This is a genomic window from Methylobacterium sp. SD274 (assembly GCF_017355285.1).
Lineage (GTDB): Bacteria > Pseudomonadota > Alphaproteobacteria > Rhizobiales > Beijerinckiaceae > Methylobacterium.
Genome location: NZ_JADIJP010000043.1, coordinates 1 through 23,145, shown reverse-complemented (window position 1 = coordinate 23,145; position 23,145 = coordinate 1). Strand labels below are relative to the sequence as shown.

The following is a 23,145-nucleotide window of genomic DNA, read 5'->3' as shown; positions in this document are numbered from 1 at the left end:
CGCCATCGACGCGAACGAGCCGCCCCGTATCGCCCTCACCCCCGCCACCTGGAGCCTGATCGTCTCGGTCAATCGTCGGGTGAATACCGGTCTGCGTGCCGTCACCGATACGGAGCATTGGGGTGAAGCCGACCGCTGGGACCTCGCAGAGGACGGAATGGGAGATTGCGAGGATTTCCAGCTGGTCAAGCGTAAGCGTCTCGCCGATGCCGGCCTCTCCCGCCGCGCCATGCGGATGACCGTGGTCATCGACGAGAAGGGCGAAGGGCATGCCGTGCTGACGCTCCTCACCGACCGGGGCGAGTTCATCCTCGACAATAAGACCAGCGAGATCATGCCCTGGTATCGGACCGGTTACGTTTTCATCAAGCGCGAGAGCCAGGATTCCGTGGCCTGGGTTTCGCTAGGCGGTGTTACGTCTCCGGTGACCACTGCGAACCGCTGAACCGGATTCTCTTGGGTTGCACGAAAACATCACGTCTGTGCCATGGAACCCATGGCGATGTGGGAAGTTAATTCGAGTTTAACTTTTGGATTGAGCCCTGGCCCTGGCCGTGCCAGTTTCTTGCCTTCGGCAACGAATGGCAGGGCGACCGGAATGCGGCACGCGGTTCTGCGAGGCGTCGACGGCGGAAGCTACTCGGCAAGTGGGCTCTCATACGGAGTTACTTGCGGGGTTACTTGCGGGCTTTCTTGCGGGCTTTCTTGGCGACGCATTGGACGTGCGGCCAAATTGTCCCTGGTCGGCTCCATCCTGCTCCTCGGTGGGGCCGCGACGCAAGCGCGCCCGGTCGCTGCCCTGCAGGATGCGCCGGCGGTGAACGAGAGTGGCGGCGCCCGGCCGGTGGCGGCCTGGAACGGGTTCTGCGCCAAATACCCCGCCGAATGCATCGTCGACACGTCGCAGCCCGCGATCATCGCCCTCAATCCGGCGATCTGGCGCACGCTCACCAGCGTCAACCGTCGCGTCAACGCGCGCATCCATCCGATCACCGACATGGCCCATTGGGGCGTCGTCGACCGCTGGGACTTTCCCGATGACGGCTTCGGCGATTGCGAGGATTTCCAGCTTCTGAAGCGTCGGATGCTGGTGGAGCGGGGGCTCCCCCGTCGCGCTCTGCGGATGACCGTGGTCATCGACGATATCGGCGAAGGCCATGCGGTCCTGATGGTCCGCACCGACAAGGGCGATCTCATCCTCGACAACAAGACCACCGCGATCCTGTCCGCGCCGCGCACCGGCTACACCTATGTCAAGCGCGAGGGCCAGGACGGTATGGCCTGGGTTTCGCTCAACGGCGTCGCCTCGCCGGTGGCCACCGCCAACCGCTGAGAGGGGCGGTGCCGATCCGTCCGCGCCGGACGGGCCATGGCGCCAGGCAATGCGATGTCCCGCACCGTCATCCGGCCGCCGCTGCGGCTCGCCCTGCTCAGCCGGTGATGAAATGGGCGAGATCGAGCGCGACCCGGCCCGAGAGCAGGCTCCAGCCGCAGGCGACGATGGTGGCGATCATGACGAAGGGGATTGGGCGGCGCTCGATCCGCCGGCCTCGTACGGTGTTGCGCAGGATGATGAAGGGCGCGCCGAAGGCCAGGATCGGCAGGGCCGCCACCGCTCCGACGCCGCCGCGTTCCAGCAGGCTGAAGCTCGCGCGACGGTCCGAGACGAGTTCGAAGGCGCTGGCGAGGAGGCCCGACAGGGCGAGGCCGACGCACAGGGTCTTTATCGATTCGATGGCGGAGGGGCTGATATCCATGGCGCGCTCGACCGTTGATGACGGATTGAGCACGCACTCTGCCAGAGCGTTTACGAGTTGTTAAGGATGTCCCGGCGTCGGGATGAGCCGACGCACAGGGAGGACTACGTGCATTCGGGCATTGTGCTGGTCGTGGCTTGCGAACGTCCGCGACCGGCTTGCGCGATTCTATGGCTGCTTCGGCTTTAGTCTTCGAGATCGATGTCGAGGATCGCCATGGCGAAGTTGAACGAGCGGTCGCCGTCCTCGTCATCGACGGAGACCACGCCGAGGAATTCCTCGCCGATATAGACCTCGGCGGAATCGTCCTTCTTGGGGCGGGCGACGAGACGGATATTCGTGTTGGCGAATGTCCGGCGCATATAGTCCTGGACCTTCGTGATGTCGGTCTTGTTCACGCGTTCGCCTCTTGATTCGTCGATGGTCGGTGGAGGCCGGGCTCGCTTCGAGCGACCGAGTCCCTCCGGATGGGCACCGCTTGCCACGCCGCTTCGCCACGGGCAAGTCGCTGCGGGCACGCGCGGGCCGGCCGGTTCAGATGCCCTCGGCCATGTGGATGAACTGGTCGATATTGACGAACTGGTCCATGGCGCGCGCCGGCTCGGCGCAACCGGCGGTGCCGACCACGCGGGCGGGCACGCCCACCACCGTGGTGTGGGCCGGCACCGGGCGCAGGACCACGGAACCGGCCGCGACGCGGGCATATTCTCCGACTTCGATGTTGCCCAGGATCTTGGCGCCGGCACCGATCATGACGCCGCGGCGGATCTTGGGGTGGCGGTCGCTGCCTTGCTTGCCGGTGCCGCCGAGGGTCACGGCGTGCAGGATCGAGACGTCGTCCTCGATCACGGCGGTGGAGCCGACGACGACGCCGGTGGCATGGTCGAGGAAGATGCCGCGTCCGATGCGGGCGGCGGGATGGATGTCGGTCTGGAAGACCTCGGACGAGCGGCTCTGCAGGTAGAGCGCCAAGTCTCGCCGGCCGCTGGTCCAGTACCAATGCGCCAGCCGGTGTGCCTGGATGGCGTGAAATCCCTTGAAGTACAGCACGGGTTCGATGGCGCGGCCCGCCGCAGGGTCACGGTCCAGCACGGCCCCGATATCGGCGCGGAAGCTGTCGCCGATGCGCGGGTCGGCGGCGATGGCCTCGTGAAATCCATGCGCCACGAGCTCGGCCGGAAGCGACGGATGGCCGAGGCGCGCGGCGACCCGGTGGGACACGGCGGCTTCGAGCGTCGCCTGGTTGAGGATCGTCGCCACGATGAAGGAGGCGAGTTGAGGCTCCTCGCGAACCACGGCTTCTGCCTCGCCGCGCAGGCGCGACCAGACCGGATCGACGGTGCCGGCGATGGCTTCGTTCCCGATTGCGGGATTCGAGAAGGGGCTGGCGGACATGGATTCCTCCGCGATGCGGGGTCTATGGCGGGCGGGGCCTATGCGGCCGGATCGCCATGTCAGGGGCCGGACGGCCGTGCCGGGAGCCGATACGGGAGAACACTCTCCCCGGGGTCAAGGGAGAACGGAGCACTCCGTTCCCCTTGGGTGCGTCCCATAGCGTGGGGAAAGGCCGCCCCCGTATCAAGGGGGGCTTCCTGAGCTACCTTCCCGAACCACCTCTCGGTGATACTCAGCGTGTCAGGCGCTGCGCCGGAAATCGACCGATCCGAAACGCGCATCGATCACGGCGGCGAGCCGGTCGATCATCTCTTCCAGGGGAACGTCGGACGTATCCACCACCGCCGGAGCGCGGGCATAGAGCGGCTCGCGGCTGAGCAGCACGGCACGCAGTTCCTGCATGGCGGAGGCATGGTCGCCCGTGGTGGCGAGCTTGCCCTGGTCGCGCACGCGCTGCATGTGCTCCTCGGGCTTCGCCCTGAGCCAGACGGTGAAGAAGGCCTGGAGAAGCAGGTCGTAAGTCAGGGGCTCGGCGACGATGCCGCCGCTGGTGGCCAGGATCATCGGGCCGGGATGTTCGGTGAGCCGGCGCAAGGCAGCCTGTTCGAGGCGGCGATACCCTTCCTGGCCGTAGATCGCGAAGATCTCCTTCACCGAGAGCGCGTTCTCACGCTCGATCTCGGCGTTGAGCTCGATGAAGGTCCAGCCCAGGCGTTCCGCCACCCGGCGGCCGAGGGTCGATTTGCCCGCTCCGCGCAGGCCGACCAGGGCCACCCGCGGCATCGGGGTGTCACCGTTGGACATGGCGTGGCCGGACAGGATGCCCTTCGCCAGGGTGATCTGTTCCGCCGATGCCGAACCGAGAAGGTCGCGGATCACGTGCCAATCGGGCGGGGTGTCCTGCACGGCGATCATGTCGTCGAGCCGCACGCCCATGGCATCCGCCACGCGACGCAGCAGGATGATCGACACGTTGCCCTGCCCGCTTTCGAGCTGTGCGATGTAGCGCTCCGACAGACCCGAGGTCTGGGAGAGGAGTTTCCGCGAAAGGCCGCGCACTGTCCGTGCATGCCTCACACGCCGACCGAGTTCGGCCAGAAAAATCGATTCTTGTTCAGCCGCGCCGGCCATGCCGTCGTCCGTCTTCCGTGTTCGCGTCCCGGACCTGACCGTCCCGGAGGCTGATGGCCTCACCATATCCCGCCACGCGATCTTGGCTCGGCACGAAATTCGTACCGGCGAGATCGATTGCAGCAGGCTCCCAAGCGCCGGTCGCGATCCTTCATTCCATGGTCGTTTGACCAAGATCAGGCTCGTGACGAGGCTTCACAATCGTCAGTTTGGGGCCCGATGTACAAGACTTGCACTTCAAGCTCCGCGTTGGAAGCCTGATCTTGCAACCTCATGCGCTCTCGATGCCGCACTGCACCATGTGATGTCGAAAGAGAGCATACGCAAGCGAAACATGCGTGTCCCCGCCGCAATCGGCATGACAGGAGAACATTCACGTATGTTTGTTTCTGAATGGTTTCAGCTTTGTCCCGATCAGGGACAGACGGGGCGCTTGCCGCCTTTTGGGTGAGACGCTCGACGCGGTGACGGGCTTTCGAGGGCCTACTGGCTGGGCGGAAGCGCCGAGGCTTCCATGATGGTGCCGGGTGTCGGCGCCTTCTTCGCGACGATCGGGCGGCCCACCGAGGCCAGAACGACCGCCGAAGGACGACGCGGCGGCAGCGGCACTTCCACTTTCTCCGTCACGGAGAACTCGGCGGCGCCCGTGACGGCGGCCGGCTGGGGTATTGCCGGATTCACCGACAGGGCGGCCAAGGCCGTGGCCTGGGGGGTGGCGGCCGGCGCATGGGCGGGGCCGATCTCCGCCACGGCCGGCGCGAGGCCGGACAAGGCGGCCGGCCGGCGCGGCGGCAGCGGGACTTCCACCAGCTCGGTCGGCACGGGCGGAGTGGTCAGGCTCGGAGCATAGGCCAGGGCCGTTCCGGCGGCGGTGACGTTCGCATCGGGCTGCGCCTTGCGCTGCGCGCCGAAGCCTCGGGTGAACACGTCGCTGAAGGCCGCGCTCGATTGCGGCGAGGCGGCCGTGGTGTCCTCGATGCCGGCGACCAGGGTGCCCTGGCGCTTGCCAGCGTAGTAATAGCCCCGGTTGTAATAAGTATAGGCTTGGTGGGTGTTGCCCTTGGCGGTGCGATAGGCGCCGGCGAGATAGGCAATGCCGTAACGAAGATTGATCTTCGGATCGTAGAGACCCGCCGCATCCCCGCGATATCCCATGCCGCGTGCGGTGGCATGTTTGATCTGCATCAGGCCGAGGGCGCTGCCACCCTTCGCGTTGGGATTGTAGTTGCTTTCGCGCTTGACGACCTGGTGGACGAAGCTCGCCGGGACACCGTTTGCCTTTGCCTGCTCCTCGATCAGCGCATCGATATTGTCGCGGGCCGGGGTGCCTTGGCCGAGAACCGGGCCCGGCAGGACGGCCGCAGCCACGGCGAGGAGCAGGAGGCGCTGATTCATTCGGAGACCCGGTGGCGTCGTTCTTGATCTGAGGCCAAGGGTCGAGGCCAAATGAGGCCGGAAGGCGGCTCCACTGTCATGATTGCGGGAAAGCGGAGCCGTTTCTCCGCGTGCTGTGGCGCACGTGGCACAGGCCTGAACGCGACCCCGGCCCGTGGTCCGTCGGATTCGCCAGCATTGCCAAGGAGCTGAGCCGTACGGGGCAAGGATCGGCGGGGTTTGCGCGTCAGCGCGTCAAGAGAAATTCATCCACCGCTTTTGCGAACCCGTCATCGTCATTTCCCGACGTTACCGCCGACGCGGCCCGTTTCACCGCCTCATTGGCATTGCCCATGGCCACCGAGATCCCGCTTCGCGCAAACATCGCCACGTCGTTGGCGGCATCGCCGAGGGTCGCGATCCGCGCGTGGGGAATCCCGAGGCGGCGCGCGATCTCGTCGACGAATGTCCCCTTGCCCTGCCCGTACGGCGTCACGTCGAGATAATAGGCCTGGGAGCGATGGACGTCGGCGCCGTGTCCCAGAGCCTCGGCGACCCGGCTCTCGCATGCGGCCAGATGATCGGGATCGGCGCTGACGCCGACGATCTTGGATGCGCCCACGAGAAGGGGACCGAGATCCTCGACGCGGGTGGGTTCGGCCTGGAGGGTCCGGCGTTCGAGATCGGTGTAGGGCCCATGGGGGTCGCGCAGGTTCCACTGCCCCCGCGCGAACACCCAGATATCGAGGCCGAGCCCGTCGAGGAGCCGCACGGCCTGGCGGGCCGTCTCCTCCGGGAGGAGATGTTCGGCGAGGATCTGCCCATCCGGGGCGAACAAGGTGCTGCCGTTGAAGGCGCCGATCGGATGACGCAGGCCGAGGTCGGCGATCAGCGAGGTGAGCCCCATCGGCGGCCGGGCGGAGGCGATGGTGAAACCGATGCCCGCCGCGTCGAGCCGCCGGACGGCGTCCCGGCTGCGCTGGGTCAGGCTCTTGTCGGAGGTGACGAGGGTTCCGTCCACGTCGGAGATCACGAAGGCGATCGCCCGGTTGCCGGAGGGAGGGCCCGACATCATGCTGTGTCCTGTCTGATGGGATCGTCGGGCTGCAAACCCGATCGGTCCAGGATCGTTGCCACGATGGCCTCCGCGCTGCCGACGATCGGCACCGCCAGCGCGCCCTCCTCCGGGCGCGGCGGTTCGAGCGCAGCGAATTGGCTGTCGAGGAGGGCACCCGGCATGAAGTGGCCGGTGCGGCGGGCGATGCGGGCCGCGATCAGGTCGCGGTCGCCGTCGAGATAGACGATGCGAATGCCCGCCCGCCCCTGGACGAGCGCATCGCGATAGGCCCGCTTCAGGGCCGAGCAGGCGAGAACGCCCGGTTTGCCGGTCTCCAGGCGTGTGCCGATCCAGGCCGACATCGCCGCCAGCCAGGGGGCGCGGTCGGCATCGTCGAGGGCGTGGCCATCCCGCATCCTGGCCACGTGTTCCGCGCTGTGGAAGGCGTCACCATCGACGAAATCCCACCCGAGGCGCTCGGCCAATAGCCCGGCGATCGTGCTCTTGCCCGAGCCCGAGACGCCCATCACGATGAAAATTCGAGGCGGGCCCTGATCCGGTTCGATGCTCAAGACCCGGTCGCCGTGCCGGTGTCGATCCGGGGGCCTTTCACCCGGTCCCGCAGGCGCTGCGGGCCGAGCGCCATGGCGAAGAAGTCGTACTCGCCGCGACGATCGTTGGCGAAGAGAAACTGGAAATGCATCCGGAACGGCCGCCATCGCACTTTGAGGTAGGTTTCCGGATCGATGATCTCACGGAACTTGGCCGAGCGCACCAGCGGGTTGCGCGGGGGGCGGCCGCCGAGGTCGAGGGGCAGGCGCTCCACCGGATCGAAATCGGGGAAGTTCATCCAGTCCTGGGGGGCATAATAATCGACCCAGACGATCCGCTCCGAGACGACGAGGCTCGCGATGTCCGATTGCACCCGGCGCGCCTCCTTCTGCAGCGCGACGATGGGCAGGCCGGAGCCGAGGGTCAGCAAGGAGAAGGCCGTCGTTCCCGTGCCGATCGCCGGATCGGCGGCGAGCACGCGGGCGGCGACTTCCACCGCCGTGAGCGCGCCGGTCGAATGGCCGAGAATGAGTATTTCGTCGAGCTCCGTACCCTCCGCCCGGAATGCCGCGAGGCGGTTCACGACCAGGGCGGCGAAAGCGTCGACGCGGGTTTCGTAGTCGCGCCGCCGGCCCTGGCCGTGCTGCCAGTTGAAGACCCAGTCGTTGAGCAATTGCCAGAAGAACGCGCGTTCCAGCAGGGCATCGAGGGATTTGATCCAGACGAGGCCGGCCGCGAGGCCCAGCGGCACCGTCACCCAAGCCGGCCATTGCAGGCTGTGCGCGAATCCGTCTCCCAGATGAGCATGGATCTGATGTGCGATCAGGCCGCTCACGAGGGTGAGGATGATGATCAGGCCGAGCGGATAGAGGATGACGTTGCCGTATTTCCAGTTCAGCCGGTAGAACTTCACCGCCATGCCGGTGACGATGGCCTGGAGGCTGCCCGCGAACAGCAGGAGGACGCTGACGATGCGCCAGCGGGCGAAATCCTTGAGCACGATGTCGTCCCAGAGCAGGACGTCGTAGCTCGTCTCCGCTCCGCCGACCTCCGGTTCGGCGGCCACGGTCCAGCGCTGGGAAAGCCCGTCCGCTCCCATGACCGCGCGTCCGGGGCGGCGCTTGGGCTCCCCGAACCTCTTGGCATGGAGCGTCAGCTCCCGCACGAACAGCATGCGGTAGCGGGTACGCCCTTCCGGATCGTAGCCCGGCACATAGAAGACATGCCGGCGCCGCACGGGGCTTCGTGCGCCGTCACCGTGGGTCCGCTCGGCGCGCGCGCCGGGAGGGCGATCGGGGATCGTGTCAGACAAAGGCATCCTGCTCGGCTGTCCTCGCAGGTGCCCCCTGCTCGTAGGTCGGGAAATTCGCACGCCGATCCGCCCACCGTCGAGCGATTTCGGCAGTAAGACGAGACAGATGCGGCCAAGTAGCCCCGTACGTCGTCCGTTGCGAAGCCCCGGCGGCAAGTCCAGGAGCTCGGCATGTGGGTATCGGGGACGATCCGTTGCACGCGTCCCGACGGGACGGCACTGTGTCCAACCCGCCACGGACAGTGACAAGGCTTTGGTTTAGGCAGCGGATGAGAGAAACCGACAGGCGAAACTGCATGCGCACTCTGCCTATCGTCCTTATCACCACGCTTTCGGTGTCGGGATGCGGCGCTTTCCTGCCCGCCGCCGGCCCGTCCACCACGGCCGTGGTGGACGGCGCGGATCAGGCGACGAGCGAAGGGACCTTCGCCCGCTACGAACTCATCGACATGAACTCCGCCGTGGTGGAGGCCCTACGCGGACGCTCCCTCGATAGCCTGTTCGCATCCTTCGGCGATCGTCGCGCTCCGGCGGAATCCGTGATCGGCATCGGCGACGCCGTGGCCGTGTCGGTGTTCGAAGCCGGTTCGGGCGGCCTGTTCTCGGGCCCGCTCACGGTCAATTCGTTCTCCGCCGGCTCGAAGGCGGCGCAGCTGCCCGAGCAGGTCGTCTCGCGCGACGGCGCGATCTCGATCCCCTATGCCGGCCGGATCCAGGTGGCCGGACGGCGGACGCAGGACGTCCAGGCGCTGATCGAGACGGAGCTCGCCGGCAAGGCGATCCAGCCTCAGGTGATCGTCACCGTGACCCGGCCGGTCTCGCAATCGGTGACGGTCGGTGGTGAATCCATCGGCGGCGCCCGCGTACCGCTCGGTACCCAGGGCGATCGCATCCTCGATGTCATCGCCACCGCAGGCGGGGTCAAGACGCCCGTCAACGAGACCTTCGTGCGCTTGTCGCGGGGCGGTACGACGGCGACGGTGCCGCTGACGACGGTGGTGTCGAACCCCAAGGAAAACATCTACCTGCGCCCCAACGACAATCTCACCCTGGTGCGCGATCCCCAGACCTTCCTGGCGGTCGGCGCGCTGGGTCAGGCCACGGAAATCCCGTTCCAGGCCGAGGGCATCACGTTGGCGCAGGCGCTGGCCAAGGCACGCGGTCAGCGCGATGCCGATGCCGATCCGACCGGGACCTTCATCTTCCGCTTCGAGCCGGCGGCGGTGGTCCGTCGCCTGAAGCCCGGAAGCCCGCTTCTCGGGACACCGCTCGTTCCCGTGGTCTATCGCGTCGATATGCGCGACCCGAACAGCCTGTTCCTCACCCAGGCCTTCCGCATGCGCAACCGCGACATGGTCTACGTTTCGAACGCGCCGTTCACCGAGATCAAGAAGGTCCTCTCCGTCTTCTCGGCGGCGGCCCAGCCGGTCATGACCGGCGTACGCGTCGGCGGTTCCTTCGACTGAGGCCGGCCGGATCGTCATGGGTCGGATCGTCTTGGACCGGGGCGGTTCGGTTCCGCACCGACCACGCGGGGTCTTGCACGCACTTGCGTTATGGACCGCCTTGCCTCACGGCTCGACGATGCCATGGGTGCCGGGGGGCAACTCGTAGGGCCCGCTCGTCTTATGAGTGGACCGGACGAGTTTTGGGGCGGGGCGACATGAGGATGAGACGGGTGGCCTGCTTTTTCGGGCTGGCGAGCGTGGCCCGCCATCTGGCCTCGCGGCGCAAGGCCGCCACCACGCTGTCGAGATCCGCTGTCACCACGCGAAGCGCCGCGTGCGGAAGTCTCGCCGTGTTCCTGGCCGTCGCTCCCGCCCATGCCGACGTGACCGTCGGCGTGGCGGTTCCGCAATCGGGTGCCTATGTCGCCGTCGGCGAGCAGGTTCTTCGCGGGGTCCGCGCCGCGGTGCGTGACGCCAATGCCAAGGGCGGCCTCGCCGGGCAGACGATCCAGCTCGACGTCCAGGACGATGCCTGCGATTCCAACAAGGCCGTGGGAGTCGCCAAGCATTATGCCGCGAGCGATGTGCGCCTCGTCGTGGGCCATGTCTGTTCCAACGCCTCGCTGGCGGCGTCCGAAGTCTATGCCGCCAACGGCATCGCCATGGTCACGGCGGCGTCCGTCGCCGCCAAGCTCACCGATCGCGGCCTCCAGAACGTGTTCCGGGTGTGCGGGCGCGACGACGACCAGGCCAAGCTCTCGGCCACGGTGCTGGCGGAGCGTTTCCGCGACAAGAAGATCGCCATCCTCAACGACCAGAGCCCCGGCTCCCGGGCGCTCGCCGCCGCCACCAAAGACAACCTCAACCGGATCGGCATCAACGAGGCCCTGGCGACCGCCTTCGTCGCCAGCGACGCAGACGATGCGGCCCTGGCCGACCGGCTGAAGGAAGCGGGGATCTCGGTGGCCTATTACGGGGGCGACGCCCTCGAAATGGGCCGCCTCGTGCGGATCTCGGCGGAACGGGGCTTCCGGCCGCAATGGTTCGGCACCTCCGCTATCGCCACGCAGGATTTCGCCACCGCGGCCGGGCCGGCCAGCAACGGCGTGCTGATGACCTTCTACCTCGATCCGCGCCGCAAGCCGGAGGCGGCTGCCGTGGTCCAGGCGCTCAAGGCGCAGGGCGGCGACGTGGAGGGCTCGACGATCTATGGCTACGCCGCCCTTCAGGCACTGGTGGAGGCGGGGAACTTCGCCCGCAGCACGGATGCACGCCGAATCGTCTCCGCGCTCCATACGGAGCGGTTCGATCTCGTCCTCGGTTCGGTCGGTTTCGATGGCAAGGGCGACGTCACCGCCCAGGGCTACGTGCTCTATGTCTGGAAGGACGGGACCTTCACCTACGCGCCTCCTCCCTGACGGAGTTCGGCCGGTGAGGCCGAAGGAAGGGCGCGCGAAGGAATATCGGATCGATTTGCCTCCTGCCCCGTTCGTGAACGGACCGAGAGACGGGGGAAGCGAGTTTTTGAAGCGAGTTGTCATGGCCTCACACCCTGCGCGCCGCAGCCTGCTCGCCGCCGGATTGGGCGGTGCCGCCGCCCTGTCGATGGGGGGAGCCCGGGCCGAGACGATGCCCGAGACGCGCTGGCGGCTGGCCTCCCACTATCCGAAATCCCTCGATGTCCTGTTCGGCGCGCCGGAGACACTCGCGCGCCTCGTGGCCGAGGCGACGGACGGTCGTTTCCAGATCCAGGTGCTTGCGCCGGGTGAGCCGGTCCCGGCCGAGGGGGTGATCGATGCGGTATCCGCCGCGACGGTGGAGATGGGACACGCGCCGGCCACCCTCGGCAGCGGCAAGGACCCGACCTTCGCTCTCGCCTCCGCCCTGCCCTTCGGCCTCAATGCCCGCGGCCAGAATGCATGGTGGCTCCAGGGCGGCGCGGCCGACCTGTTCGCGGAGGTCTTCGCCAAGCATGGGTTGGTGAGCCTCCCCGGCGGGAATACCGGGGCGCAGATGGGTGGCTGGTTCCGCCGGGAGGTGAAGAGCGCGTCCGATCTCCAGGGCATGAAGATCCGCATCGCGGGTCTCGGTGGTCAGGTGCTGGCGAAGTTCGGCGCGGTGCCCCAGACGACGCCCGGGCCGGAGATCTATGCCGGCCTCGAATCGAAGGCCCTCGATGCGGCGGAGTGGATCGGCCCCTACGACGACGAGAAGCTCGGATTGCAGAAGGTGGCGCCCACCTACCATTACCCCGGCTTCTGGGAGGGCAGCGCGATGCTGCATTTCTGGATCGGCGCCGAGGCCTGGAAAGCCTTGCCGAAGGCCTATCGCGCCATTCTCCAAGCCGCCGCCGCCCAGGCCCATGCCGAAGTCCTGGCGAAATACGATGCGCGCAACCCCCGCGCCCTCCGCCGTCTGGTGGCCGCCGGCGCCCAGCTCCGGCCCTTCCCCCAGGACGTCATGGAGACGGCCCTGAAGCATTCCAACGACGTCTATGCCGAGATTTCTGCCAAGAACGCCGATTTCAAGCGCATCTACGAGGCGATGAAGACCTTCCGGAACGAGGAATATCTCTGGTTCCAGGTGGCGGAATACACCTACGACAATTTCATGATCCGGGCCCGCGCTCGCGGATGAGCACCCCGTGCTGACGGGCGCTGCGTGACTGCGGACAGAAAAAAGGCCGCTCCGAAGAGCGGCCCGAAGCCTAGGGAGGAAACGCCCAAGAAGGGCAGCGGGAGCGCGACGCCATCGCGTTCCCGCAATGCACAATCTGAGCGTCCTGGGCGGAAATGCAAGGCCGTTCGTGCAACGGAGCCATCTGTTTTCGTGTGGCGTCGCACTTCCTAATCCCGCTGTAACGAAAATGTCGCAGGCCAAGATCAGCCCCAGTCTTCCTGGTCATCCGTGTGATGCAAGCCGATGAGTGCATTCGGAAACCCGGCCTCTGCATTGGGTGGAACGCTACGAATTCTGGCGTTTCCATCTCCCTGACCCGCACCTCGCGAGATCATTCATCTTCACCTTCCGCTTGGCGGGAGAGCAAACTTCGACGGAAACGGGGCGGTGACACACGATGGCGATCCAGGCGAAGCGAATACGGGACTTGAACGACGCCGAACCCGATGCGGACGGCTCCTACGTCCTCTACCTGCTGCAGCAGGCCAACCGCGCCCATTGCAACCCGGCCCTGGAACTCGCCATCGAGGAGGCCAACCGGCTCGGCCTTCCCGTCGTCGTCTGTTTCGGACTTCTCGACGGTGCCAACGGGTTTCCCGAAGCCAATGCGCGCCACTACGCCTTCCTGTTGCAGGGGCTCGCCGACGCGAAGGCAGGGCTGGAGGCGCGCGGCATCCATTTCGTGATGCGCAAGGCCTCGCCGGCCGAGATCGCCATCGACCTTTCGGCCAAGGCGGCCCTCCTCGTCCTCGACCGGGGCTATCTCGCCATCCAGAAGCGCTGGTACGGCGAGATCGCGAAAGCCGTGACGATCCGCGTCGTCCAAGTGGAGGGGGACGTGGTGGTGCCGGTGGAGGTCGCCTCCCCGAAGCATGAATTCGCGGCCCGCACCCTGCGTCCCAAGATCCTGAAGCTCCTCGACGAGTATGTGGAGGAGCTCAAACCCCGCACCGTGAAACACAAGGCCGGGCGCGAGCTGCCGAAGAGTGAGATCGACGTGTCGGACCCGGAGGCGGTGCTGGCGGGAATGAGCCTCGACCGCGAGGTCGCTCCGGTGACGCGCTTCACCGGCGGCGAGACGGAGACGCGCCGGCGCCTGAAGGCCTATCTCGCCGGGCCGTTCGGCTCCTACGGCACCGACCGCAACCGGCCCGAAGCGGGGGCCGCCTCGCATATGAGCCCCTACCTGCATTTCGGGCAGATCTCGCCGGTGGAGATCGCCCTGGCGGTACGGGCCTCGAAGGCGGGTGCGTCGGAGGACAAGGCCTCCTATCTCGAGGAACTCGTGGTGCGGCGAGAGCTCGCCATGAACCATGTGAACTACACGGAGCGCTACGACAGTTTCGAGCATGCGGTGCCGGACTGGGCGCGCAAGGCCCTGGCCGAACACGCCGATGACGAGCGGCCCATCGTCTACACCGAGGCCGAACTCGCCGAGGGCAAGACCCACGACGAATACTGGAACGCCGCCCAGGCCGAGATGCGGGTGACCGGCTACATGCACAACCACCTGCGCATGTACTGGGGCAAGAAGATCCTCGAATGGTCTCCGAGCGCGGAGGAAGGGTTCAACCGCACCCTGCGCCTCAACAACCGCTACTTTCTCGACGGGCGCGACGCCAATTCCTTCACCAACGTCGCCTGGGTCTACGGCCTGCACGACCGCCCCTGGGCGCGCCGTCCGATCTTCGGAACGGTGCGCTACCAGAGCGAGAACTCGCTCCGGAAATTCGACGCCAAGGCCTATCTCAAGACCGTCGGCGAACTCTGCCGAGCTGAGGAGAAGGCGGGAAAGACACCGCGCAAGACGAGCTGAGGGGCGGTACACGCCTTGCGTCGCGGGCTTCGCCTGGCGAGTGTCCTGGCTTCGTGAGGGTGCTTGCTTGGCGAGAGTCCTCGGGCCTTCGGTTCGTGCCGGACAAGCGCCGTACACGCTCGTGATCCTTCCCGTCTTTCCGGGGCGCCAGAGGCGAGCCCGGAATCCAGAACCACCGGTGGAGCAGAATGAAGATCGACCTCTGGTCCTGGATTCCGGGCTCCGCTCCGCAGCCCCGGAAAGACGGGGTCGGTTCACGAACGTGTCGCCCATCCGACGATCGATCGCCCACGCAGGCCGGCGATCATGCTTGAGCCCGCTCCCGCCTCCCCTCCGCCGCGCAGGCGACTGGACCGCTGGCGTGGGGCGGCCTCCGATGCGGCGCCCCTGTGGCGGCAGCGCCTGCTGTTCCTGTTCGGAGGCCTCTGTGTCGGGCTCGCTGCCGTTGGGATGGCCAAGCTCGCCGATTGGGCGCACGAAGTATTCCGCTGGATCGTCTCGCCCTCCCCCCTCGTCGCCCTGGTGCTGACGCCGCTCGGCTTCGCCATCGCGATCCTGCTCGCCATTCGGGTGTTCCCGAACTCGCAAGGCTCGGGGATTCCCCAGGTGATCGCCGCGCGCCATACGGAGGACCCGGCGATCCGCAACGCCCTGATCTCCCTCAAGACGGCGTTCGGCAAGATCCTGGTCATGACGCTGGGCCTCGTCTGCGGCGCCTCGACGGGGCGCGAGGGACCGACGGTCCAGGTGGGGGCCGCGATCATGGCGGCATTCGGCCGGCTCGACGCGGAACGCCTGCCGGGTGTCCTCCTCGCCGGTGGCGCGGCGGGAGTCGCCGCCGCCTTCAACACGCCCATCGCCGGCATCGTCTTCGGCATCGAGGAGTTGAGCCGGACCTACGAGGCGCGCACCAGCGGTCTCATCGTCGCCACCGTCATCGCGGCCGGGCTGACCGCGCTGGCGATCCAGGGCGACTACACCTATTTCGGCACCACCAAGGCCGCCCTGCCCTTCGGGCCGGGATGGCTCGCCGTGGCGATCCTCGGCGTGGCCGGGGGCATCGCGGGCGGCCTGTTCGGCCGCGTCACCCTCCTGTTCGCCAGGGGGCTGCCCGGCCGGATCGGTGGCGCCATCCGCCGCCACCCCATCGTGTTCGGCGCCCTGTGCGGGCTCGGTGTCGCCCTCTGCGGCCTCGCCTCCGGCGGTACGGTCTACGGCACCGGCTACGAGGAGGCCCGCGCCATGCTGCACGGCACCGATACCGGGCATCCGGCCTATGCCCCGCTGAAATTCCTCGCGACGGTGTTCTCCTCCATCAGCGGCATTCCCGGCGGCCTGTTCGCCCCCTCCCTCAGCGTCGGGGCGGGGATGGGCGTCTGGCTGCACGGCCTGTTCGCGGGCGTGCCCATCGGCGCGCTCGTGCTCATCGGCATGGTCGCCTACCTCACCGGCACGCTCCAGGCGCCGATCACCGCCTTCGTCATCGTCACCGAGATGACCCAGGACCATGCGATGATGATCCCGCTCATGGTCACCGCCCTCATCGCCGACGCGGTCTCGAAGCTAATCTGCCGCGAAGGGCTCTATCACGCGCTGGCCGCCACCATCCTGGAGAAGGCCGAATCCGGTGCCGCGCCCGTCATCGCGACGCCGCACAAGCTTGAGCGGAACGCTTGACCCGACAGGAGGGTTATCGGTCGTTCCGCACGCTGGAGTTTTGCGCGTATGACCCTTCTCAAATGGGCCCTCATCTGTTTCGTCATCTCGCTCCTGGCGGGCGGCCTCGGCTTCACCGGCATCGCCTCGGGCGCGCGCTCCCTGTCGCGCATCCTCTTCGGTGTGTTCCTGGTGATCGCCATCGTGATCGTGGTGCTCGCTTTGGCTGTCGGCCAGGCGGTCTTCTAAGCGGTCATCCGATCGGTAACCGGGCCGGCGGGAGTTCGTGACGTCCATGGCGAACGCCGTACCCATTCCCGGAAAGATCTGTCTCGTGACCGGTGCCACCTCGGGCATCGGCTACGAGACGGCCCTGGGCCTGGCACGGGCGGGCGCCCGTGTCGGGATCGTCGGCCGTGATGCCGGCCGAACCGACGAGGCGGCGTCCCGCATCCGTGACGCGGTGCCGGGCGCCGTCATCGACGTATTTCTCGCCGACCTGTCTTCGCAGGCGGAGATCCGGCGTCTCTCCGCCGAGGTGCGGACGCTCTATCCACGCCTCGACGTGCTCGTGAACAATGCCGGCGCCATCTTCGATGCCCGGCACGTGACAGTGGATGGCCTGGAGCGGACCTGGGCGCTCGACCATCTCGCCTACATGCAACTGACCCTGGACCTCCTCGACCTGATGAAGGCGAGCGCGCCCGCTCGCATCGTGAACGTCGCCTCGAGGGCGCATAAGCGCGGCCTGATCGATCTCGAGGATCTCGACGGGGCGCGCCGCTACGGCACGTGGAAGGCCTATTCCCAGGCCAAGCTCGGCAACGTGCTGTTCACCGCCGCCCTCGCCCGTCGCCTCGCCGGCACAGATGTCACCGTGAATTCGCTCCATCCCGGCGTGATCGCCAGCGGTTTCGCCGGCGGCACCGGGGGATGGTTCGGCATCAGTTGGTCGCTGATCCGGCCCTTCCTCAGCAACCCGGCCGATGGGGCGGCGACCTCCCTGCATCTGGCGACCTCGCCGGAGGTGGACGGCGTCAGCGCCCTGTACTTCTCGAAATGCCGTCCCGTCCCGACCTCTCGCCACGGACGCGATCAGGCGCTTCAGGAACGGGTCTGGGCGTTGAGCCTGCGGCAGCTCGGACGGGCGGAATAGGGCGACGGCCCCGTTGGTGGAGACGCGCTTTTGGGATCGCCTGAATCCGGCCCCTTCTTAATCCGCTCCCATATCAAAAAATGCACCGTTTATGATATTCTTCGCATCGATTGAGAGGCGAGGACGGCATGAACGTATCTGTTGGCGACCGGTGGGAGAGGTTTATCTCCCGCATCGTGCAGGATGGCCGCTATGGCTCGGCGAGTGAGGTAGTTCGCGAAGGCCTTCGCCTCGTCGAAGAGCGCGAGGCGAAACTCCAGGCCCTGCGTCGAACCTTGAGCGAGGCCGTTGAGGCAGGCGGCGACGCGAGCGAGGATGAGATCGATGCCGCGCTCGCGGCAAAGAGCGCGGAACTCAAGGCTCTGGGCTATGGGGAGTGAGCAAGGTTCGGTTCCTCGCTTTCGCGCGAACCAACCTCGTCGATATCCTCGCCCACGTCACTGAAATCAGTGGCAGCCTCACCACCGCACAGGGGTTCGTTGCGCGACTTCGCCGGCAATGCCATCGATTGGCGACGCTCCCGGGACGGCTCGGCCGGGCATGTCCGGAATTGCAGAGCGACCTACGTAGCTTTCCTTGCGAAAGCTACGTGATCTTCTTCCGCTATGAAGCCGGGACTGTAGAGATCGTCGCGATCCTGCATGCCAGCCGGGATCCCGGTCCTCACCTCACCGATCATCCGTCCAGCGAATAATCGGTGAGGTCGAGGGTCACGCTAGTGAGGCCGTCTCGGACGAGGCCGGCACGAACGCGCCGGACAGGGCCTTCTCGATCAGCGCCTGCGTTTCCGCCACGCCGTAGAGCGCGATGAACGAGCCGAAGCGCGGTCCGCGCGCCTCGCCGAACAGCACGTTGTAGATGGTGGTGAACCAGGCCTGCGACACCCCGGGCCGTCCGTCCGGGCTCTTGGCCTTGCCGGACAGGTCGGGGAAGTGCCGCCGCCCGACCTCGTAGACCACGGCCTGCAGCCCTTCCGGATCGGTGGAGCCCTTGTGGGCCTCCAGCGTCTGCGACAGGTCGGCGAGGGCCGCCCTCTCCTCCTCCGTCGCCGCGCGGTAGGTCTTGGCCGGACGCACCAGATCGCGGAAATACGCGAGCGCATGGCCAACCAGCTTGTCGAGGACCGGATGGGTCTGCGGCCCTATCTCCGGGTCATAGCGGCGGATGAAGCCCCACAGCACCGCCGGGTCCTCGGTATTGGCGACAGCCGCGAGGTTGAGCAACATGGCGAAGTTCAGCGAGCCGCCCTTGCCCACGGCTTCGGCCGCCGGCGGATGGCCGGCATGGAGGTGCCAGACCGGGTTGCCGAGCTGTTGCGCCGGTTCCTGGCCGGGGAACTTCTCGAGGAAGTTCAGGTAATCGTCGACCTGACGCGGGATCATCTCCACGAACAGGCGCTTGGCCTCGCGCGGCTTGTTGTACATGAACAGGGCAAGACTGTCGGCGGTGCCGTAGACGAGCCAATCGTCGATGGACAGGCCGTTGCCCTTCGACTTCGAGATCTTCTTGCCCTCCTTATCGAGGAAGAGCTCGTAGTTGAATCCCTCCGGCGGCTCGCCGCCGAGGGCACGGGCGATCTCGCCGGAGAGCTTCACCGAATCGATCAGATCCTTGCCGGCCATCTCGTAATCGACGCCGAGCGCCACCCAGCGCATGGCCCAATCCGGCTTCCACTGCAGCTTGGCGTGGCCGCCGGTGACCGGGGTCTCGTAGGCAGTGCCGGTCTTGGGGTCGCGCCAGACCAGGGTGCCGGCGGAGACCCGCACCTCGTCGATGGAGACCTGCATCACCTCCCCGGTCTCCGGGTGCAGCGGCAGGAACGGCGAGTAGCTCGCCGAACGCTCGGCCCGGAGCGACGGCAGCATGATCGCCATCACGGCCTCGTAGCGGTCGAGCACCGTCAGCAGGGCCGTGTCGAACAGGCCGGCCTTGTAGCATTCGGTGGCCGAGCGGAACTCGTAATCGAACCCGAAGGCATCGAGGAAGCGGCGCAGCTCGGCATTATTGTGCGCGCCGAAGCTGTCATGCGTGCCGAACGGGTCGGGCACGCGGGTGAGCGGCTGGTTCAACGCGGGGATCAGGATCTGCTTGTTCGGCACGTTGTCCGGCACCTTGCGCAGGCCATCCATGTCGTCCGAGAAGGCGATGAGCCGCGTGGGCACGCTGTCGTTGGTGAGCACGCGGAAGGCGTGGCGCACCATGGAGGTGCGGGCCACCTCGCCGAACGTCCCGATATGCGGCAGGCCCGACGGCCCGTATCCGGTCTCGAACAGCACTTCCGATTTCGGCTTGCGCTCCAGCCGCGCCACGAGCTTGCGCGCCTCCTCGAAGGGCCAGGCGGCCGCATGGGCGGCGGCCTCCACCAGGGCGGGGTCGAGGGCGAGCGGAGACGAGACGGGCGGGGCGGACATGGAATGGGCGTCAGTTCTGCGAGAAGACACGGGACGGCCGGAACCGGCCGGATGCGGCCGGGCACCCTAGGGAGCGGGCCGGGGAGGGTCAACGCGGAGGTGCGATGCAAGTCTCCGGCGAGGCTGGGGCCGAGGTCGCTCGAAGCCAGGCTTTGATGCTCGGTACGTCGAACAAGCGGGCATTCCCGACTCTTGCGGGGGCCGAGCGCGAACGCTCTCAGTCGCTCGCCCCGGCGATCAGCATGTCCAGGCGCATCCGCGTGATCGCGCCGATCTCGTCGAGGGCGGTAGCCTCCTCCTCGGCCTGTCCCCGTCCGAGGCGGGCCTCGAACACCGCGAGGATTTCGGCCCGGCTGCGGCCCCGTACGGCGATGATGAAGGGGAAGCCGAACCTCTCCCGGTAGGCGGCGTTCAGGCGGTCGAAGGCCGCCGCATCCTCCGGCGGGAGGTGGTCGAGGCCGGCGCTGCCCTGCTCGCTCGCCGAGTCGGCCGTCATGGCCCGCGCCCGTGCTTCGGGCCCGGCGAGTTCCGGATGCCCGTTGAGGAAGGCGAGGCGCTGCGCCTCGGGCGCATGGCGCACCGCGTCCATCATCGCGGCGTGCAGGTTGGCCACGCTGGCAAAGGGGCGGGCCGGCGCCACCGTCTCTGCGACCCAGGCCGCGTGTTCGAACACCCCGCCGAGCAGAGCGACGAAGGCGTCCCGGTCGAGACGGTGGATGGCGGCCAGATCCGACAAAGGCTTCAACTCCCGCGATAATCCGTGCGACGACCCGGCATGAACGGCATCGGCACGGGATCATGCTCCCTGGCTTCGACCATGGCGAACCGTGCCACCCTTTGTCCACGGCGATCTCCGCCTCGCTCACGGGGGCAGCCTCGTCGGGGCGCGGTCGACGTTCCCGCCCCGGGCACGGCCGTGGCGGTTCAGGCCGGCTCGGGCGCGGCGCCGGTGGTGCCCCGGCGCTCGCCGGCCGGGGTGGCGGGCGGGACGAAGGCGAGGATCAGCACGATCGTCGCGAGCTCGAAGACCGCGATCAGCCACAGGCCGGCGGAGGCTGAGCCGGTATGCTCGCGCAGATAGCCCATCACCGTCGGAGCGCCGAAGCCCGCCAAGTTGGCCACCGAGTTGATCAGCGCGAAGCCGGCCGCGGCGGCGGAGCCTGCCAGGAACCGTCCGGGAATCTGCCAGAAGACGGGGATCGCGCTCATCGTACCGGCGATCGCCACGGCGAGTGCGACCATGGCCAGAACCGGGTTCGACGGGATCAGGAACCCGACGAGGGCGATGGCCAGTGCCCCGATCATGGCGGGCACACCGCAATGCAGGCGCACCTCTCCGGTGTGATCGGAATGGCGCCCGTTGAGCACCATGCCGATGCCGCCGAACAGGAAGGCGGCGGCCATGATCCAGCCGATGGTGAGCGGGTCGGTGAAGCCTGCGTCATGCACTACGCTCGGCCCGAAGAAGATCAGCGCCGAGTACCCCGTGACGAGGCAGAAATAGATCGCGATACACTGCCAGACCCGGACATCCTTCAGGGAGGCGAGGACGCCGTGCTCGCGCGGACCCAAGGCCTCGGCGTCGCGGGCGAGGTCGGCTTCGATCAATGCCCGCTGCTCCGGTGTCAGCCAGTTGGCCTTGGCGGGGCGGTCGGTGAGAACGTTGCCGAGGAAGAAGATCGTGACGAGCCCTGCGAGGATCGAAGGGATACCCTCCAGCAAGAACACCCATTGCCAGCCGTCCCAGCCGTTCACGCCGTCGAGCCCGGTGAGGATCGCCCCGGCCAGCGGCCCGCCGATCACCCCGGCGATGGCCGCAGCCGACATGAAGAGGCCGAGCACCCTCGCCCGCCGCGCGCTCGGATACCAGTAGGTGAGGTACAGGACCACGCCTGGGAAGAAGCCGGCCTCGAACACTCCGAGGAGGAAGCGCAGCACGTAGAAGAAGGCCGGCGTGGTCACGAACATCATCGCCACGCAGCAGGCGCCCCAGAGGAGCGTGATCCGCGCGATGGTCTTGCGGGCGCCGACATGTTCCAGAAGCAGGTTGCTCGGCACTTCGCACAGGAAGTAGCCGATGAAGAAGATGCCCGCGCCGATGCCGTAGACCGTCTCGCTGAATTTGAGATCGGACAACATCTGCAGCTTGGCGAAGCCGATATTGACCCGGTCGATCCAGGACAGGATCCAGAGCATCATCAGGAACGGCAGCAGGCGCCAGGTGATCCGGCGGTAGGCCGCGTCGAGTGACGGGTTCTGTCCGACCGATGACGTAGGATGAGTTGGATATGACCGGATCGCCATGGATCGCCCCGAAGATGGTCGCGTCGTCGGCGGCGATGAAACTCTCACCGAAGTGCCGAGACGAGATGGACCCTCCCCTTATGCAATCCAAATCCTGATCGGGCCGTAAATCTCGACCCGTTCCGGCATGGTCAGCTTCCGCGATAAGTGGTGCAATTGCCGGGCGTGCACAGCATCGGCACGTGGTAATGCTGCTTGGCGTCGAACACCGCGAACCGCACCACCGGGTTGTCCACGAAGATGTCCGCCTCGCTCACGCCGGGCCGGCTCTTCAGATAGCCGTCGATGAAGAATTCGAGCTGGTACTGGCCGATCTTCGCCTCGGCCGCCGGCAGGATCGGTGTGTCGGTGCGCCCGTCGGCATTGGTGACGACGCTCTTCACGAGGCGCCAGCGCCCCTCCTCCATCACCGAAAAGTCGATGCGCACGCCGGGCGCGGGGCGCCCGCGCTCCGAGTCGAGGATATGTGTCGTGATGCCGGCCATCGGATCTCTCGGATCGTGTCGTGGGGAAGCGGTTGCGGACGGTCGGGGCGCTCAGCTGCCGCGATAATACGAGTAGCCCCAGGGCGTGAACAGGATCGGCAGATGGTAGCGCTGGCTCGCGTCGCGGATGTGGAAGCGGATCGGGACGAGGCTCAGGAAGTTCGGGCTCGGCAGCGCCACGCCGATCCGCGCGAAGTATTCCTCGACATGCATCAGCAACTCGTAGCGCCCGGTCTTCAGGGCGTCGTCGATGAGGAGCGGCTCGGGCGAGCGGCCGTTGGCCCCCGTCGTGATCGTCTTGATCGGCCGGTAGGTGTCGCCCTCGCGCACGGAGAGGTCGCAGACCATGCCCGCGCCCGGTGTGCCGTGGAAATTGTCGATGGCGTGCATGGTGAGGCGCGGGCCGAGGCCGGATTGCATCGTCGGGCCGGTGTTCAGGGCGCCCGGCTGCGCAGGAGCCGGGGCGGGCGCGCCCTGCGCCAGCACGGTGCCGGTGGCGGCGACCGTGCCGCCGAGACCGATTCCGGCAAGGCCGGCGCCGACCAGGCTGCGGCGCGTGAGGTCCTGGCCCTTATACACATCTCCGAGCCCACGACACCAGGCATGACCGCG

General features: G+C 67.1%; 24 protein-coding genes. 11 read left to right on the top strand and 13 right to left on the bottom strand.

What is annotated here, in order from left to right; translation table 11 throughout:
• Both IPV08_RS22835 and IPV08_RS22830 read left to right on the top strand, forming a co-directional pair.
• Positions 1-445 (top strand): transglutaminase-like cysteine peptidase (locus IPV08_RS22835; RefSeq protein WP_207413937.1); only part of this gene is annotated, 445 nt, incomplete at its 5' end.
• A gap of 153 nt (positions 446-598) precedes the next feature.
• Complete coding sequence (locus tag IPV08_RS22830; RefSeq protein WP_246748174.1) at positions 599-1,333, top strand: transglutaminase-like cysteine peptidase; 735 nt, start codon at positions 599-601, stop codon at positions 1,331-1,333.
• Positions 1,334-1,430: 97 nt separating this feature from the next.
• Here IPV08_RS22830 and IPV08_RS22825 read toward each other — a convergent pair whose 3' ends face one another.
• The 8 genes from IPV08_RS22825 to IPV08_RS22790 form a co-directional block, all read right to left on the bottom strand.
• Positions 1,431-1,757, bottom strand: a complete 327-nt coding sequence (locus IPV08_RS22825; RefSeq protein WP_207413933.1) for a hypothetical protein — start codon at positions 1,755-1,757, stop codon at positions 1,431-1,433.
• Positions 1,758-1,942: 185 nt separating this feature from the next.
• Positions 1,943-2,155 (bottom strand): DUF3126 family protein, encoded by a 213-nt coding sequence (locus IPV08_RS22820; protein ID WP_027173107.1) that lies wholly within the window; start codon positions 2,153-2,155, stop codon positions 1,943-1,945.
• Positions 2,156-2,291: 136 nt separating this feature from the next.
• Positions 2,292-3,152, bottom strand: a complete 861-nt coding sequence (cysE, locus tag IPV08_RS22815; protein WP_056429370.1) for a serine O-acetyltransferase — start codon at positions 3,150-3,152, stop codon at positions 2,292-2,294.
• A 240-nt stretch (positions 3,153-3,392) separates the two neighbouring features.
• The gene (locus IPV08_RS22810; protein WP_082470531.1) at positions 3,393-4,349 is read right to left on the bottom strand and encodes a helix-turn-helix transcriptional regulator; all 957 of its coding nucleotides are present in this window, start codon (positions 4,347-4,349) and stop codon (positions 3,393-3,395) included.
• A gap of 417 nt (positions 4,350-4,766) precedes the next feature.
• Positions 4,767-5,678, bottom strand: coding sequence for a transglycosylase SLT domain-containing protein (locus IPV08_RS22805; RefSeq protein ID WP_207413931.1), 912 nt, complete (start codon positions 5,676-5,678; stop codon positions 4,767-4,769).
• A 226-nt stretch (positions 5,679-5,904) separates the two neighbouring features.
• On the bottom strand, positions 5,905-6,729 hold the full coding sequence (locus IPV08_RS22800; RefSeq protein WP_207413948.1) for a Cof-type HAD-IIB family hydrolase: 825 nt from the start codon (positions 6,727-6,729) through the stop codon (positions 5,905-5,907).
• A complete protein-coding gene (locus IPV08_RS22795) occupies positions 6,729-7,241 on the bottom strand; it encodes a gluconokinase (protein WP_056429433.1) in 513 nt (170 codons plus the stop codon). Before IPV08_RS22795 ends, IPV08_RS22800 begins: the two co-directional genes overlap by 1 nt.
• 41 nt (positions 7,242-7,282) lie before the next feature.
• Positions 7,283-8,584 carry an alpha/beta hydrolase gene (locus tag IPV08_RS22790; RefSeq protein ID WP_246748172.1) on the bottom strand — a complete coding sequence of 434 codons (1,302 nt, stop codon included), beginning with the start codon at positions 8,582-8,584 and terminating at the stop codon, positions 7,283-7,285.
• Positions 8,585-8,874: 290 nt separating this feature from the next.
• On the opposite strand from IPV08_RS22790, the gene IPV08_RS22785 reads away from it, so the two are divergent.
• From IPV08_RS22785 to IPV08_RS22745, 9 genes are all read left to right on the top strand, one after another.
• Positions 8,875-10,044 carry a polysaccharide biosynthesis/export family protein gene (locus IPV08_RS22785; RefSeq protein ID WP_056429361.1) on the top strand — a complete coding sequence of 390 codons (1,170 nt, stop codon included), beginning with the start codon at positions 8,875-8,877 and terminating at the stop codon, positions 10,042-10,044.
• 332 nt (positions 10,045-10,376) lie between these two features.
• Complete coding sequence (locus IPV08_RS22780; protein ID WP_348646177.1) at positions 10,377-11,444, top strand: branched-chain amino acid ABC transporter substrate-binding protein; 1,068 nt, start codon at positions 10,377-10,379, stop codon at positions 11,442-11,444.
• A gap of 121 nt (positions 11,445-11,565) precedes the next feature.
• On the top strand, positions 11,566-12,663 hold the full coding sequence (gene dctP / locus IPV08_RS22775; protein WP_207413930.1) for a TRAP transporter substrate-binding protein DctP: 1,098 nt from the start codon (positions 11,566-11,568) through the stop codon (positions 12,661-12,663).
• A 439-nt stretch (positions 12,664-13,102) separates the two neighbouring features.
• On the top strand, positions 13,103-14,521 hold the full coding sequence (locus tag IPV08_RS22770) for a deoxyribodipyrimidine photo-lyase (RefSeq protein ID WP_207413928.1): 1,419 nt from the start codon (positions 13,103-13,105) through the stop codon (positions 14,519-14,521).
• 306 nt (positions 14,522-14,827) lie between these two features.
• Positions 14,828-16,198: a chloride channel protein gene (locus tag IPV08_RS22765; protein ID WP_207413926.1), complete on the top strand. Its 1,371-nt coding sequence runs from the start codon at positions 14,828-14,830 to the stop codon at positions 16,196-16,198.
• A 48-nt stretch (positions 16,199-16,246) separates the two neighbouring features.
• Positions 16,247-16,426 carry a DUF1328 domain-containing protein gene (locus tag IPV08_RS22760; protein ID WP_018044058.1) on the top strand — a complete coding sequence of 60 codons (180 nt, stop codon included), beginning with the start codon at positions 16,247-16,249 and terminating at the stop codon, positions 16,424-16,426.
• Positions 16,427-16,472: 46 nt separating this feature from the next.
• A complete protein-coding gene (locus IPV08_RS22755; RefSeq protein ID WP_207413924.1) occupies positions 16,473-17,333 on the top strand; it encodes an SDR family oxidoreductase in 861 nt (286 codons plus the stop codon).
• Between the two features lie 128 nt (positions 17,334-17,461).
• The gene (locus IPV08_RS22750; RefSeq protein WP_207413922.1) at positions 17,462-17,713 is read left to right on the top strand and encodes a type II toxin-antitoxin system ParD family antitoxin; all 252 of its coding nucleotides are present in this window, start codon (positions 17,462-17,464) and stop codon (positions 17,711-17,713) included.
• On the top strand, positions 17,710-18,027 hold the full coding sequence (locus tag IPV08_RS22745; RefSeq protein WP_207413920.1) for a type II toxin-antitoxin system RelE/ParE family toxin: 318 nt from the start codon (positions 17,710-17,712) through the stop codon (positions 18,025-18,027). Before IPV08_RS22750 ends, IPV08_RS22745 begins: the two co-directional genes overlap by 4 nt.
• Before the next feature lie 16 nt (positions 18,028-18,043).
• Here the strand turns inward: IPV08_RS22745 and IPV08_RS22740 are convergent, their stop codons facing one another.
• From IPV08_RS22740 to uraH (IPV08_RS22720), 5 genes are all read right to left on the bottom strand, one after another.
• On the bottom strand, positions 18,044-19,744 hold the full coding sequence (locus tag IPV08_RS22740) for a lysine--tRNA ligase (protein WP_207413919.1): 1,701 nt from the start codon (positions 19,742-19,744) through the stop codon (positions 18,044-18,046).
• Positions 19,745-19,961: 217 nt separating this feature from the next.
• A complete protein-coding gene (uraD, locus tag IPV08_RS22735) occupies positions 19,962-20,489 on the bottom strand; it encodes a 2-oxo-4-hydroxy-4-carboxy-5-ureidoimidazoline decarboxylase (RefSeq protein ID WP_348646176.1) in 528 nt (175 codons plus the stop codon).
• 179 nt (positions 20,490-20,668) lie between these two features.
• Entirely contained in the window at positions 20,669-22,048 is a 1,380-nt protein-coding gene (locus tag IPV08_RS22730) for an MFS transporter (protein WP_207413917.1), read from the bottom strand.
• Positions 22,049-22,179: 131 nt separating this feature from the next.
• A complete protein-coding gene (uraH, locus tag IPV08_RS22725; RefSeq protein ID WP_056429340.1) occupies positions 22,180-22,533 on the bottom strand; it encodes a hydroxyisourate hydrolase in 354 nt (117 codons plus the stop codon).
• A 51-nt stretch (positions 22,534-22,584) separates the two neighbouring features.
• Positions 22,585-23,112, bottom strand: a complete 528-nt coding sequence (uraH, locus tag IPV08_RS22720) for a hydroxyisourate hydrolase (protein WP_207413939.1) — start codon at positions 23,110-23,112, stop codon at positions 22,585-22,587.
• Positions 23,113-23,145: the final 33 nt, after the last annotated feature.

Excerpts from the sequence above, each read along its gene's own strand:
- IPV08_RS22830 (WP_246748174.1), top strand. The coding sequence starts at position 599 with ATGCGGCACGCGGTTCTGCGAGGCGTCGACGGCGGAAGCTACTCGGCA.
- IPV08_RS22825 (WP_207413933.1), bottom strand. The coding sequence starts at position 1,757 with ATGGATATCAGCCCCTCCGCCATCGAATCGATAAAGACCCTGTGCGTC.
- cysE (WP_056429370.1), bottom strand. The coding sequence starts at position 3,152 with ATGTCCGCCAGCCCCTTCTCGAATCCCGCAATCGGGAACGAAGCCATC.
- IPV08_RS22810 (WP_082470531.1), bottom strand. The coding sequence starts at position 4,349 with ATGGTGAGGCCATCAGCCTCCGGGACGGTCAGGTCCGGGACGCGAACA.
- IPV08_RS22805 (WP_207413931.1), bottom strand. The coding sequence starts at position 5,678 with ATGAATCAGCGCCTCCTGCTCCTCGCCGTGGCTGCGGCCGTCCTGCCG.
- IPV08_RS22800 (WP_207413948.1), bottom strand. The coding sequence starts at position 6,729 with ATGTCGGGCCCTCCCTCCGGCAACCGGGCGATCGCCTTCGTGATCTCC.
- IPV08_RS22795 (WP_056429433.1), bottom strand. The coding sequence starts at position 7,241 with ATGGGCGTCTCGGGCTCGGGCAAGAGCACGATCGCCGGGCTATTGGCC.
- IPV08_RS22790 (WP_246748172.1), bottom strand. The coding sequence starts at position 8,584 with ATGCCTTTGTCTGACACGATCCCCGATCGCCCTCCCGGCGCGCGCGCC.
- IPV08_RS22785 (WP_056429361.1), top strand. The coding sequence starts at position 8,875 with ATGCGCACTCTGCCTATCGTCCTTATCACCACGCTTTCGGTGTCGGGA.
- dctP (WP_207413930.1), top strand. The coding sequence starts at position 11,566 with ATGGCCTCACACCCTGCGCGCCGCAGCCTGCTCGCCGCCGGATTGGGC.
- IPV08_RS22770 (WP_207413928.1), top strand. The coding sequence starts at position 13,103 with ATGGCGATCCAGGCGAAGCGAATACGGGACTTGAACGACGCCGAACCC.
- IPV08_RS22765 (WP_207413926.1), top strand. The coding sequence starts at position 14,828 with ATGCTTGAGCCCGCTCCCGCCTCCCCTCCGCCGCGCAGGCGACTGGAC.
- IPV08_RS22760 (WP_018044058.1), top strand. The coding sequence starts at position 16,247 with ATGACCCTTCTCAAATGGGCCCTCATCTGTTTCGTCATCTCGCTCCTG.
- IPV08_RS22755 (WP_207413924.1), top strand. The coding sequence starts at position 16,473 with ATGGCGAACGCCGTACCCATTCCCGGAAAGATCTGTCTCGTGACCGGT.
- IPV08_RS22750 (WP_207413922.1), top strand. The coding sequence starts at position 17,462 with ATGAACGTATCTGTTGGCGACCGGTGGGAGAGGTTTATCTCCCGCATC.
- IPV08_RS22740 (WP_207413919.1), bottom strand. The coding sequence starts at position 19,744 with ATGTCCGCCCCGCCCGTCTCGTCTCCGCTCGCCCTCGACCCCGCCCTG.
- IPV08_RS22730 (WP_207413917.1), bottom strand. The coding sequence starts at position 22,048 with ATGGCGATCCGGTCATATCCAACTCATCCTACGTCATCGGTCGGACAG.
- uraH (WP_056429340.1), bottom strand. The coding sequence starts at position 22,533 with ATGGCCGGCATCACGACACATATCCTCGACTCGGAGCGCGGGCGCCCC.